This is a genomic window from Halobacterium bonnevillei (assembly GCF_009831555.1).
Classification (GTDB): Archaea; Halobacteriota; Halobacteria; order Halobacteriales; family Halobacteriaceae; genus Halobacterium; species Halobacterium bonnevillei.
Genome location: NZ_WUUU01000083.1, coordinates 1 through 13,223, shown reverse-complemented (window position 1 = coordinate 13,223; position 13,223 = coordinate 1). Strand labels below are relative to the sequence as shown.

11 protein-coding genes are annotated in these 13,223 nt (G+C 67.5%); 4 read left to right on the top strand and 7 right to left on the bottom strand.

Annotation, left to right across the window (positions count from 1 at the left end; all coding sequences use genetic code 11):
• The coding region (locus GRX66_RS10970) for a DEAD/DEAH box helicase (RefSeq protein ID WP_159526600.1) at positions 1–532 on the bottom strand (532 nt) is incomplete at its 3' end.
• A gap of 230 nt (positions 533–762) precedes the next feature.
• Here GRX66_RS10970 and GRX66_RS20960 point away from each other — a divergent pair.
• The 3 genes from GRX66_RS20960 to GRX66_RS10955 are packed head-to-tail and all read left to right on the top strand — an operon-like array spanning position 763 to position 7,895.
• Entirely contained in the window at positions 763–5,382 is a 4,620-nt protein-coding gene (locus GRX66_RS20960; RefSeq protein WP_159526599.1) for a PAS domain S-box protein, read from the top strand.
• The gene (locus tag GRX66_RS10960; RefSeq protein ID WP_159526598.1) at positions 5,375–5,827 is read left to right on the top strand and encodes a response regulator; all 453 of its coding nucleotides are present in this window, start codon (positions 5,375–5,377) and stop codon (positions 5,825–5,827) included. Before GRX66_RS20960 ends, GRX66_RS10960 begins: the two co-directional genes overlap by 8 nt.
• 10 nt (positions 5,828–5,837) lie before the next feature.
• Positions 5,838–7,895 (top strand): bacterio-opsin activator domain-containing protein, encoded by a 2,058-nt coding sequence (locus GRX66_RS10955; RefSeq protein WP_159526597.1) that lies wholly within the window; start codon positions 5,838–5,840, stop codon positions 7,893–7,895.
• A 93-nt stretch (positions 7,896–7,988) separates the two neighbouring features.
• On the opposite strand, the gene GRX66_RS10950 is transcribed toward GRX66_RS10955, so the two are convergent.
• The 3 genes from GRX66_RS10950 to GRX66_RS10940 form a co-directional block, all read right to left on the bottom strand.
• On the bottom strand, positions 7,989–8,984 hold the full coding sequence (locus GRX66_RS10950) for a DUF5784 family protein (protein WP_325064066.1): 996 nt from the start codon (positions 8,982–8,984) through the stop codon (positions 7,989–7,991).
• Between the two features lie 95 nt (positions 8,985–9,079).
• Complete coding sequence (locus GRX66_RS10945) at positions 9,080–9,313, bottom strand: hypothetical protein (protein WP_159526596.1); 234 nt, start codon at positions 9,311–9,313, stop codon at positions 9,080–9,082.
• A 92-nt stretch (positions 9,314–9,405) separates the two neighbouring features.
• A complete protein-coding gene (locus GRX66_RS10940) occupies positions 9,406–10,038 on the bottom strand; it encodes a hypothetical protein (protein ID WP_159526595.1) in 633 nt (210 codons plus the stop codon).
• A 156-nt stretch (positions 10,039–10,194) separates the two neighbouring features.
• On the opposite strand from GRX66_RS10940, the gene GRX66_RS10935 reads away from it, so the two are divergent.
• Entirely contained in the window at positions 10,195–10,428 is a 234-nt protein-coding gene (locus GRX66_RS10935; protein ID WP_159526594.1) for a DUF2249 domain-containing protein, read from the top strand.
• 305 nt (positions 10,429–10,733) lie between these two features.
• Here GRX66_RS10935 and GRX66_RS10930 read toward each other — a convergent pair whose 3' ends face one another.
• The 3 genes from GRX66_RS10930 to GRX66_RS10920 all read right to left on the bottom strand — a co-directional run.
• Positions 10,734–11,273 carry a cob(I)yrinic acid a,c-diamide adenosyltransferase gene (locus GRX66_RS10930; protein WP_159526593.1) on the bottom strand — a complete coding sequence of 180 codons (540 nt, stop codon included), beginning with the start codon at positions 11,271–11,273 and terminating at the stop codon, positions 10,734–10,736.
• Between the two features lie 334 nt (positions 11,274–11,607).
• Positions 11,608–12,099, bottom strand: a complete 492-nt coding sequence (locus GRX66_RS10925) for a GNAT family N-acetyltransferase (protein WP_159526592.1) — start codon at positions 12,097–12,099, stop codon at positions 11,608–11,610.
• A 46-nt stretch (positions 12,100–12,145) separates the two neighbouring features.
• On the bottom strand, positions 12,146–13,223 hold a 1,078-nt coding region (locus GRX66_RS10920), incomplete at its 5' end, for a phosphoglycerate kinase (RefSeq protein WP_159526591.1).

Sequence of the window (13,223 nt, the reverse complement as noted above, 5' to 3'; positions counted from 1 at the left end):
GCGCGAGGTCGCGGGCGGTCGCTGGGTCCCACCACGGGTCGTCGAGCGCGTCGGCGGCCCGGAGGTCGACCAGGTCGCGGGCGTCGGCGCCGTCGAAGCCACCGGGTTTGCTCTCGTCTGCGTCCACGAGGTCGGCCGTCGACTCCCGGAGGTCCTCGCAGCGGTCGTGGACGCTGGCGTCCCGGGGGAACACGTCCTCGCGGCCGTACGGGCAGAGGTCGCGCTTCCCGACGAGCGCCACGCCGTCCAGCGGCTCGTCCAGCCCGGCGTTCATCTGCCGGAGGTCCGCGACGAACTGCTGGAGTTGCTGTTTCACGGGGGTCACGACGAACACTCGCTCGTAGCCGTCGGTCTCCCGGACGAGCTGCGCGGCCGCGGTGAGCGCCGCCATCGTCTTGCCAGTCCCGCAGGGCCCCTCCATCGCGAGGTAGCCGCCGCGTTCGCCGGCGTCGATGGCGGACTCGATGGCGTCGGCCTGCTGGTCGTACGGCGCGTCGAACCCGAAGTAGTCCCGCCAGGCGTCGTCGCCCATTCGCTACAGGGTGGGTCGTCACGCTGTATGAACCCACGGATTGCACGCGGCGGCAGGTGTCAGCATCGCGCTCCCCCGGGCGGACCGGGCGCCGCTGCAAATGAACGGGGCCGTGGCCGCAGGACGGCGAAACGGCCAGTGGATACTTTTGCGAAAAACCCCGACCTGCAGTCATGACCGGCACGGGGAGGGACCGACCAGAGGGGCCAGACGCTGGCCAGTCCTCCGAGATGTTTCGCGCGCTCGCCGACGTCGTCGACGGGTGCGTCTTCGCGGCGGACGGGTCGGGGCGCGTCACGGCTGTGAACGACGAGTTCGTCGACCGGACTGGCCACGACCGGACGGACGTGCTCGGCGTCCGAGCGACGCGGCTGTTCGACGAGGGCGCCGACCGAATCGAGGACCGTCTTCACGCCAGCGAGCAGTCGAGTGGTGCAGTGTCGTCGTCGGCCACGCTGACGACGCCGGCCGGTGGCCGCGTGTCCGGGGAGTTGCGGTTGCGCCACGTGGACCCGCAGGCTGAGGACGGTGGGGTTGTCGGCGTCCTCGAACGGACGGCTGACAGCGACGGGCTGTCACTGGAGCAACGCCGCCAGACGCTCGAAGCCCTTCACGCCGCGGCCGTCGGGCCGGACGAATCAATCGAAGAACGCATCGAGGCGGTACTGGCGGTCGTTCACGACGTCGTCGGCACGGACTTCGCGACGCTGTCGATGGTCAGGGAGGACAGGTACGTGTTCGAAGCCGTTCGGTCGCCCTCGGACGTCGACCTCGACCCCGGGACGGTCGTCGACCCGGAGTCGCTGCCAGTCTGTTCGACTGTCGTCGAGACGGGGGAACCGATGGCTCTCCGCGACGTGTCGGCGGAAGCCCCCGAACTCGCTGACCCCGAGTGGGGCATCGAGACGTACCTCGGCGCACCGGTCGTCGTCGACGGCGAGGTCTACGGGACGTTCTGCTTCTACGGCACGGAGCCCAGCGACGAACCGTTCACGGAGTGGGAGCGGACGCTCGTGGAGCTCGCAGCGGCGTGGGTGAGCGACGAACTGGAACGCCGGGCGGACCGCGTCGAACTCGAGGAGCGAAGCGAGGCAATCGAGGCGAGTCGCCGGCGCTACGAGACGCTCGTCGAGAACCTCCCGAACGGCGCCGTCGCGCTCGTCAACGACGACCTCCGGTACACGACCATCGGTGGTACGCCCGTCGTCGAGAACTCGGACAGCACTGACGCCTTCGAGGGGAAACGCGTCAAGGAGGCGGTCACCGACGAGTTCGCGGACGTCCTGGAACCGAAGTATCGCGCCGCACTGGACGGCGAGTCGTCGACGTTCGCGTACGACAGTGGGGAGACGGTGTCGCGGATTCACACTGTCCCCGTGTACGACGACGACGGCAACGTGCTCGCGGCGATGGGGATGTCCCAGGACATCACCGAGCAGCGGGAGCGCGAGCGCCGCCTCGAGAAGTACGAGACGATCGTCGAGACGGTCAACGACGGCATCTACGTCGTCGACGAGGACGGCTGCTACGACACCGTCAACGACGCGTTCACGGACCTCACGGGGTACGACCGCCGGGAGTTGCTCGGCGAGCACGCCTCGCTGGTCGTCGACGAGGAGACGCTGGAGCGCGCCCTGGAGGTCAGGGAGCGAGCGGACGACACCGAGGGGCCGCCGTCGATGGAGACGATCATCGAGACTGCCGCCGGCGAGACAGTCCCCGTGGAAGTGACGTTCTCGTCGCTGGAGACCCGGGACGGCAACCAGATGCGAGTCGGCGTCGTGCGGGACATCACGGAACGCCGCGAACGCGAGCGGCAGCTAGCGGCGCTCATCGACAACGTCCCGGGGATGGTCTACCGCTGCCGGAACGAACGCGGCTGGCCGATGGCGTTCGTCAGCGACGGGTGCCGGGAGTTGACTGGCTACGACAGCGAGACCCTCGAGAGCGGTGCGGTGTCGTACGGCGAGGACGTGGTCGTCGACGAGGACCAGGCGGACCTCTGGGAGGCCGTCCAGCGCGGCCTCGAACGGGATGGCTCGTTCCTGGTGAGCTACCGGGTCGAGACCCCCGACGGGGAGACCAGGTGGGTCCGTGAACGCGGGCACGGCATCTACGACGACGACGGGAACGTGACGGAACTCGAGGGCGTCATCATCGACATCACGGAGCGCAAGCGCCTGGAGGCCGAACTCGAGGAGATCCTCGGCCGCGTGACGGACGCGTTCTACGCACTCGACGACGAGTTCCGGTTCACGCACGTCAACGAGCGCGCCGAGGAACTGCTCGGCGCGTCGGAGACGGAACTGCTCGGCGAACAGGTGTGGGACGAGTTCCCTGCGGCCGCGGACATCGACGACATCTGGGACGCGTTCCACGACGCCATGGAGACCCAGGAACCACAGAGCTTCGAACGCTACTACGACCCACTCGACTTCTGGATCGAGGCGACGGTCCACCCCTCCGAAACCGGGGTGTCGGTGTACTTCCGCGACGTCACCGAGCGCCACGAGAAGCGCAAGCAGCTCGAGCAAAGCGAGCAGCGCTACCGCGCGCTCGCGGAGAACTTCCCGGACGGAGAGGTCGGGCTGTTCGACGACTCCCTCGAGTACACGGCCGTCGGCGGCGAACTGGTGGACGAGATCGGTGTGGAGACGGACGAACGAGTCGGGCAAAGCGTCGACGAGATCTACCCCGCGGAGATTGCTGCGCAGATCGAACCGTACTTCCGGTCGGCGCTGGCTGGAGAGCAGTCGTCGTTCGAAATGAGCTATCGCGGCCGCCACATCCGAGCGAAGACGCTCCCGATCCGTGACGGCGACGGCGAGGTTGAAGCCGGGATGTTGGTCGCCCAGGACGTGACCGAACGCGTCGAGAATCGACGGAAACTCGAGGAGAGCGAACAGCGCTACCGGAGCCTCGTGGAGAACCTGCCGAACGGCGGCGTCGGCGTTTTCGACGAGCATCTCGAGTACACTCTGGTGGACGGGACGATGTGGGACGACATCGACGTGGACGCCGCGGACGTCGAGGGACGGACCATCTGGGAGGCGTTGCCGGAGGAGACCGCCGCTGACGTCGAACCCGTGTTCCGCGATGCGCTGGCGGGCGAAACGGATAGCGTCGTCTCGACGCTCGACGGCCGCATCTACCGCGTGTGGGCGACGCCGCTCCGCGACACGGACGGTGAGATTACGGGCGGCCAGAGCATCGCGCTCGACGTGACCGAGCAGCAGGAACGCGAGCAGCGACTCGAACGCACGCTGGACCTGCTCGAGAAAACCGAGCGCATCGCCGACGTCGGCGGCTGGGAGATCGACCCGGAGACCGAGGACGTGTTCTGGTCCGACCACCTCTTCGAGTTGCTGGGCGTGGACTACGACGAGGAACCGCCGCTGGACGAGGCGCTCGACGTCTACCACGAGGAGGACCGTCACATCGTCGAGGACGCGGTCGGGGCCGCGATGGCGTCCGGCGACCCGTTCGACGTGGAGGTCAGGTTCCGCGGGCCGGACGGCGAGATCCGCTGGCTCCGGGTGGAGGGCGCGCCGGAGACCAGGGACGGTGACGTGGTAGCGGTGCGCGGGGCGGCACAGGACGTCACGGAGCGCGAGCAGCGAAGGCGGGATCTCCAACGGCGAGCGGACCAGCAGCAGGTCGTCGCGGACCTCGGTCGGGCGGCGCTGGAGACCGACGACATCGACGAGCTGATGGCTGTCACCGCCCGCCGAGTCGCGGACGTTCTGGACACCGACTACTGCAAGATACTGGACCTCGACGCCGGTGAAGGGGAGCTGTTGCTGCGGCAGGGCGTGGGATGGGACGACGGCGTCGTCGGGGCCGCGACCGTGGACGCTGACGCCAACTCACAGGCGGGATACACGCTGCTCTCCGAGGAACCAGTTGTCGTCGACGAGCTCGACGAGGAGGACCGCTTCAGCGGCCCGGCGCTGTTGACGGACCACGACGTCACCAGCGGCATCAGCACCGTCATCGGGTCTGCGGACGACCCGTGGGGGATCCTCGGCACACACGATACGGCTCGTCGGGAGTTCTCCGCGGAGGACGTCAACTTCGTGCAGAGCGTCGCGAACGTACTCGCGGACGCAATCGAACGAAACGAGTACAACGCCGAACGGGAGGCCCTCCTGACCGAACTCGAGGCGTCCAACGAGCGGCTCGAGCAGTTCGCCTACGCGGCCTCCCACGACCTCCAGGAGCCGTTGCGCATGGTGTCGAGCTACCTCTCCCTGATCGAACGGCGCTACGGCGACAAACTCGACGAGGACGGCCGGGAGTTCATCGAGTACGCAGTCGACGGCGCCGACCGCATGCAGGAGATGATCGACGCGCTCCTGGCGTACTCCCGCGTGGAGACGGAGGGAGAGCAATTCGAGCCGGTCGAACTCGACTCGGTGTTCGAGGACCTCTGCCAGGACTTCCAGTTGCGCATCAGAGAGTCTGACGCGACGGTCACGGCTGAGTCGCTGCCGACCGTCCACGGGGACGAAGACCAGCTACGGCAGGTGCTCGGGAACCTCCTGAGTAACGCTATCGAGTACAGCGGCGACAGTCCGCCCACCGTCGAGGTGTCCGGACGACGAGCGGACGGCGAGTGGGTCGTCGCCGTCAGCGACGACGGCATCGGCATCGACCCCGAGCACGCAGACGACATCTTCGAGGTGTTCCAGCGACTCCACAGCCACGACGAACACGCCGGGACCGGCGTCGGCCTGGCGCTCACTCAGCGCATCGTCGAGCGCCACGGCGGCGACATCTGGGTCGAATCGGAGCCCGGTGAAGGGGCAACGTTTTACTTCACCGTCCCGGACGTTAAGACCAATGATTGAACACCGCGACGCCGACCCAGTCGACATTCTCCTGGTCGAGGACAACCCGGGGGACGTGCGACTCACGCAGGAAGCGTTCGCGGAAGCCAACATCAACAACGACATGCACGTCGTCACGGACGGCGAAGCCGCGCTGAACTTTGTGGAGCAGCGCGAGCGGCACGCCGACGCCCCGCGTCCGGACCTCGTGTTGCTGGACTTGAACCTCCCGAAAGTCGACGGGCTGGAGGTCCTCGAGCACATCAAAACCTCCGAGCAATTGCGCCGGATTCCGGTCATCGTCCTCACCAGTTCGGAGGCCGAAGAGGACGTCGCCCAGAGCTACGACAAACACACCAACGCGTACCTCACGAAGCCCATCGACCCCGGCGAGTTCGTCGACGTCATCCAGTCCTTCGAGGACTTCTGGCTGACGGTCGTTCAGCTCCCGCCGGACCCGGAGTGAGCCATCGACCATGACCGGGTCACCCCCTCGAATTCTGCTCGTCGAAGACAACCCGGGCGACGCCCGGTACATCCAGGAGATGTTGCGCGAAGCGGTCTCCTTCGAGGGGCGTGCGCTCGACGGTGGGCGCGCCCAGTCGGACGCGAACGCCTCCGGTCCTGCGGACACACTCGTCCACGAGAAACGCCTCGAAGCCGGGCTCGAACGTCTGGACGAGCTGGCTGTGGACGTCGTCCTCCTCGACCTGGACTTGCCCGACAGCAACGGTCTGGACACCTTGACGACGCTGCTCGACCACGACGACACTGTCCCGGTCGTCGTGCTCACGGGGCTCCGTGACCGGAACGTCGGCACCGAGGCCCTGCGTCGCGGCGCCGAGGAGTTCCTCGTGAAAGACGAGATAAACCCGGGGCTGCTCGTGCGCTCGCTGCACCACGCCATCGAGCGGCGCGAACACCGACTCGAGCAGAAGCGCTACGAGACGCTCATCGAGGAGTCGACCGACGTCAACGCAATCCTGGACACGGACGGCGCGTTCCAGTACGTCACGCCGTCGGCCAGCCGGGTGCTCGGCTACGACTCCGACTCGCTCGAGGCCGAGGCCGCCTTCGAGTACGTGCACCCCGAGGACCGCCCCGCGGTCCGCGAGGAGTTCGAAGCCCTGCTGGCGGACCAGGACTACCGGGCGACCATCGACTTCCGGTTCGAGCACGCCGACGGGTCGTGGGTGACGCTGAACGCGCTCGGCCGGAACCTACTGGACGAACCGGCCATCGAGGGGTTGGTCGTGTACACGCGGGACGTCACCGAGCAACGCGAGTACGAGCGTCGTCTCGAAGCCCAGCGGGAACGCCTCGCCGCGCTCAATCAGTTGAACGGCGTCGTCCACGGCGTCACTGAAGCGGTCATCGACCAGTCCCGGCGCGAGGAAATCGAACAGATCGCCTGCGAACGACTCGCCGCGTCGGACTCCTACGAGCTAGCGTGGGTGGGCGAACCCGACCCGGAGACCCAGTCGGTCGTGGTTCGCGCGGAGGCCGGCGCGTCCGAATACTTGGACAGAGTGTCGCTGTCGGTGGACCCGGCGGATCCCAGAAGCGGGGGGCCGACGGGCACCGCGTTACGCACCGGGGAGATGCAGACGGTCCGGGACATCGGGACGGACTCGAAGTACGAACCGTGGCGCGGCGTCGCCGACGAGTTCGGATTCCAGTCGTCCGCCGCCGTCCCGATTCGTTACGAGGAAAACACGTACGGCGTCCTGAACGTGTACGCGGACCGCCAGAACGCGTTCCGGGGGGAGGAACGCACCGTCGTCGAACACCTCGGGCGGCTGATCGGCCACGCCATCGCGGCCGCAGAGCGCAAACAGGCGCTGATGAGCGACACGGTCGTCGAACTGGAGTTGCGCGTCACCGGTATCGGCGAGCAGTTCGGCGGGATGGAGATGCCCGCCGAGCCGATGCGGTTCAATCGAACGATTCCAGTCGACGGTGACAACTTCCTGATCTACGGCACCCTCCCCGCCGACGAACTGCCAGTCCTCGAGGACATGGTTGCGGCCGTCCCGTTCTGGGAGTCGCTGGACGTCGTCGGCGAACAGGTCGACGACGTCCGGTTCGAACTCCAGGTGTCGAGTCCGCCGCTGATGACCGAGGTGGCGTCCCTCGGGGGGGCCGTCCAGGAGGTCGTCCTCGACGGCGACGACCTGAAGCTGACCGTCCACCTCCCCCAGGACGTCGAAGTGCGGGAGGTCGTCGAAACGGTCCGCGAATACTACGACTCCACGAAGGTCGTCGCACGCCGCCAGGTAACCGACCGCGACAGCCGGTCGGAGCGACTCGGCGATGTGTGGGCGAACGAACTCACCGACCGCCAGCGAACCGTCGTGGAGACGGCGTTCTACGCGGGCTTCTTCGAGTGGCCGCGCGTCTCCAGCGGCGAGGAGGTCGCTGACAGCCTCGGCATCGCCGGGCCGACGTTCTCCCAGCACCTCCGCGCCTCGGAGCGGAAGGTGTTCGCGCGCCTCGTCGGCGAGGACCCCGAGGACACCGAGTTCACGGACTGACCGTGGAGTGTTGACGGACAGACTCAGCAGAGTTCGAGAACTGACGTCTGGCGCGTTCGCGGACTACCCCGAGGAACCGCGGAGAACAGCGACCTACAGTTGTGGGATGTCGAGGGGGACGCTGCCCTTCGTGTACCCCTCGATGGACTCGTCCGGCCGCACGCGGAACACGACCGCGGGCCGGTGGCCGACCTCGGGCCGTTCGCCCCGGATGCGGTGCCACTCGTCGTCGGGGAACGACGAGCAGTCGACGAACAGCACCGCGCCGCCGCCGTGGGCCTCCAGTTGGCCGTTGGTCTTCGTCGCGGCCGTCTCCTTGATCGCCCGGATCGGCGAGTTGGCCGAGCGGTCGTTCGTCGGGACTGGGCGCGTGACCTCCACGAGGACGCCGTGTTCTCCCTCGCGGTCGGCGCGATAATCCAGCGAGTGACCGGTCGTCACCTCGATCTCGGGGGTGACCTCGTAGCCCGCTTCGCTGAGCAGCCACGCGGCGTTGAACTCCCCCATCGCGCCGTTCGCGCGGGCGACGTCGAGGAACTCCGAGGTGCCGAGCTTCCCCGCCATCACGTGTCGCTCGTCGTCGAAGACGCCGGTCTCGAGGAACGACTCGTAGAACGCCAGCGCATCCTCTGCGTCGGCGTCGGGGAACCCGGCAGCGTGCTCCTTGAAGAACGCCCGCGTCGTCTCGCGACCGTCCTTCGAGCAGAACACGGGCAGGAAGAACCAGGACACGTACGGGTAGTCCGCCAGCCACGGCGCCTCCTCGTGGAGTTCCGCGAGGAGTTCGCGTTCCGCCCACCGGGAGACCTCCGACGGCGCTTCCGCGAACGACTGCTTGTTGGTCCGCCACAGCGCTTTCGGGGTCTCCGTGTTCCCCATCCACCACGCGCCGTCGTCGTCCCAGGCGAACAGCGCGGTGTCGCCGTTGTCCATGTCGAACCGTCTGGCGTCGTATCCCGACGGTGGTTTGAACCACGGCGAGGACGCCGTCGCTCCGATGTTCTCGTCGAGGTCGCGGAGCAACTGTGCGTCGACGCGGTCGGCACTCCAGGATTCGTGCGAGCGCCGGAACCGCAGCGGTTTCGCCACACTCTAGAGACGGTTCGGCCACAGATGAGTCTGTCGTCGGCCGGGCGAACCGCCAAAAACCCCGCGACCGTATCGGTGTCGGCGCCGCGTCACTCTCAGACTGGTTCGAGTTCGTCGTGCCGGTACGGGACGGCGTCGTGGCCGTACTCGTCGAAGCGGACCACGAACCAGGCGCCGTCCTCGGTGCGTCGAACGTCAGTGACGACGCCGTCGTCCCCGAAGTGCTGGTGGCGCTCGTAGCCGCAGACTGCGAGCTTCGCTTTGTCCGCGGACTGCCGGGCGACGCGCACGCGCTCTCCCCGCCGCAGCGTTTGCTCCGTCTGTGCCATGTATACACATACCACGCGCCGAGTGAAGTCGTTTTCGGCATTCAGGGTGTCGCTACGGGGTTCCAACTGTGGCGGGCCGAACGGCCACCCGCTCACTGGAGCCGGTGCTGGAACGCGTTGCCCTTCCAGCGGAACACGGCCCCGTACTCCTCCCAGTCACCGGTCTCCTCGAGCCGGTAGGCCGCGAACGGCGTGTTCCGTACGAGTTCGAGCTCTGACACGAGCAGTTTCGTCGGTTCCATGAGGTCCTCGAAGTTCTTCGTCTCACGCGACGTTCCCGACGTGCCGGCTTCCGGCGTGAACGACGGCCCGGTGACCTCGTCCACAGTCACGTCCCCGAACTGGTGGCGCTCCCAGACCTCGTAGGTCCCGTACGGTACAGTGTCGGTCACCGGGGGTGCCCGAACGACCTGGACCTTGAACCGGAGTGCGCTGCCCGCTCCATCGGGGTCTTCGAGCCAGATGATACCCCTAACGTGAAGTTTCAGCTTGCGGTCGCCGGTCACGCCGGCGTTGACCTTGAGGTCGCCGGACGTGTACGTTTCGCCGTCCACGGTGACTCCAGAGAGCGTGCCCTGGTAGCCGCGGTGCTCCTTGAACTGGTAGGGGAGGTCGACAGCCGCCGCGCGTTCGCGAGTCGGTTCGATCTCCGCTGGTATCGGGTCAGACGTTTCGCGCCTGCCCCACCCCTCACCGGACTCCTTTGGGTCTATCCACGCACACATGCCTGGCCACTCTCGGGAGGGTTCACGGCCCACCGAGAAAAGCTGTATGGGTAAGAATCGAGGGTGAGTGACGGGCCCACCGACCGTATCGAGCACGGGGGTGCCGAACTTGTTCGGGAGAGATGACTCTAGGCGTGACTGTTTAGGGCCGAGTGCATGACAGCAAAGACGCTCGACATCCGCGACGTCCCGCCACCCAAGCGTCACCCGAAGATCCACGACGCCTTCGACGACCTCGAGAGCGGCGAGGCCCTGGAACTCGTCAACGACCACGAACCGAAACCCCTGTTCTACGAGATGCAGGCCGAAGTCGACGACTTCGACGCCGACGCCTACGAGGTCGAACAGCGCGCGCCCGACGAGTTCGTCGCGAAACTCCCGAAGAAGTAGCAGGCGACACGTATCGGCGTCGGCATGGGACTGTCGTTTGGCACGCCGGGCCTGGATTTCCGTTGGCACACTGGGCCCGGATTTCCGTTGGCACACTGGGCCCGGATTTCCGTTGGCACGCCGGCTCACTGTATTCTGTTGACACCCTGGCCCCTGGTCTCCTGCTGGTAGGTCGGCCACTGACCGTCCGCTGGCTTCGCGGCCGGGAACGGTCCGCAAGGAACGTCTGTCACCCCATCGCTTCGCGCTCCCGTTCGTGTTGCCGAAGTCGGTTGCGGCTCCCGGCTCACGCCCCGTTGCCGGAGTCAGTACGTCGGCGACTCCTCGGTCACGCCATCCCGGTGATTGACGACGCGCGCGGCCGTGAAGCAGTAATCCGACAGTCGGTTGAGGTACGACACTACCGGGTCGGCGACTGCGTGCTCCGATGCGTCCGCGAGCGCGACGACACGGCGTTCGGCGCGACGGCAGGTCGTCCGCGCGACGTGGAGGCTGGTCGCGGCCGCCGCGCCAGCCGGCAGAATGAACGACTCGAGGCCGCCGACCTCGTCCTCGTACTCGTCGATCCAGGTCTCCAGCACGTCGATGCGACCCGGCGACAGCTGGGGGTCGTCGTCACCCGGATCCGGCGTCGCCAGCTGGGACTGAATCGTGAACAGGTCGTTCTGGACGACCGCCAACTGGTCGTCGACGTCCTCGTAGCCCGCCGGCCGCGCGTCGCCGACCCGCGCGTTCAGTTCGTCGACTGTCCCGTACGCTTCGATGCGTGGATGTGTCTTGGAAACGCGTGACTGGTCCGCGAGGTCGGTCCGCCCGTCGTCGCCGCGGCCGGTGTACACCCTCATACCACCGAGTTCCACGAGCCAGTCACATCGTCCCTGCACCGAACGTGTTCGAGCGAATCTGCAGGGGTCAGTCCGAACGAGTGCCGCGGCTGCGAGAGAACGGTCCACCCGTGAGTACTGCCCGTGTGTGGGGAACGGGGAGTGACGGTAGAGGGGTCCGCTAGACGAGTGCTGGGTCGGTAGCGAGTTTCACCACTCCCCACCATAGTTCCGTCGTGACTGCCGCATTAATGCCCTGGAAGACGCAAGTTCTGTCTGTGCGGCGTCCAGTCTGTGGGCGGTTCGTGTCCGTGCGCCGTCCAGACGGTCAACGGTTCGCCGACCAGGACTGTCGCTACGATTCGTCCTCGGACTCGCTTTCCTCGGTACCGGTGTCCGCCAGCGGCTGCTCGAACGTGATTCGGTGCGGGTCGTACCCACGGCGCTCGTACAGTCGACGCGCGCGCTCGTTCTCCCAGAGTGCTTCCACCGCCAGCACTGTCGCACCGCGCTCGGCGAGTTCGGTTTCGGCGTAGTCCAGCAGTGCCGACCCCACGCCCTCGCTGCGAGCATCCGGCGCGACGTAGACGTTGTCCACGACCCCCCGCGTCGCGTCAGTCTCGAAGAACCCGGTCTCGGCGTGGAACATCACGAACCCCACGACGCCAGCATCGTCAGCCACGGCGACGCCGTCCGCGTGCACGTACTGCGCGACGAGGTCGCGGGCCTGATCGCGGTTCGCCGCCGGCAGGAGGTGCGAGCCGTGCGCGCGCTGCTCGCGTGCCAGTGCCACCCACAGTTCGGTCACGACCGCGACGTCGTCGCCGGTCGCGGCCCGAACGTCCATCAGTCTACCTCCAGCCTCTCTCCGTCAGTTGTCCCGGTACTCCCAGTCACCGCAGTACCTCCACTGCCGGCAGCGATTCGCCCGTCAGCAACCGGAGTGCCGCACCGCCGCCCGTGCTCACGTGGTCGAACCCCGACAGGTCGAACGCCCGAATCGCGGCCGCGGTGTCTCCGCCACCCACGACGGTGTACTCCGCGTGCGTCGCCGCTGCGAGGATGCTCCGGGTGCCCGCGGCGAACGTCTCCTCCTCGAAGACGCCCGCCGGCCCGTTCAGGACCGCAGTGCCGGACGTTCGTAGGATGTCCTCGAACGCCGCAATCGTGTCGCTACCCACGTCCTTGAGCGGTTCCCCACGGCGCGGCGGCAGCGACGTCACGTCCAGTTCGGTGCGCTCGCCGTCGCGCTCCACGGCGACGTCCACCGGGAGTTCCACGCGCTCGGGGTACTCGTCGAGTACGTCGCTCGCGCGCTCGATTTCGGTCTCGTAGCCGCGGTCGTGGATGAACTCCGTGCTCGCGCGGCCGATGTCCACGCCGTCCGCCGCCAGGAACACGTTCCCGACGACACCGGTCACCAGCACGTGTTCGGCGAGGTCGTGCTCGAGCGCGTGCTCGACGACCGTCACCGAGTCCGGCACTTTCGCACCGCCGACCACGTAGGTTCGCGGCGTCGGCGTCTCCTCGATGGACCCCAGCACGTCCAGTTCCTCCGCCATCACGCGGCCGGCGTACGACGGCAGCCGTTCCGGGAACCCGACCAGCGACGGCTGCGAGCGGTGCGCGGCCGCGAACGCGTCGTTGACGAACGCGTCCAGGGCGGGCGACAACCGCGACACGAGGAACGTCTCGGCCGCGCGCTCCGAGGAGAACTCCATGTACTCCTCGCTGTAGAACCGGGTGTTCTCCAGCAACACGGCCTCCCCCGCGTCGAGGGACTCGACGGCCCCGCGCGCGTCCGCGGAGAACGTCGCGTCACAGTACGACACGTCGAATTCGAGGAGTTCGTCGAGCCGTTCGGCGTGCGGTTCCAGGCGCGCGAACTCGTCGCCGCCCGGCCGCCCCTGGTGGGCGAGCACCGCGACGCGGGCGCCGGCGGTCAGCAGTTCCGGCGAGCGTGTCGCGTGC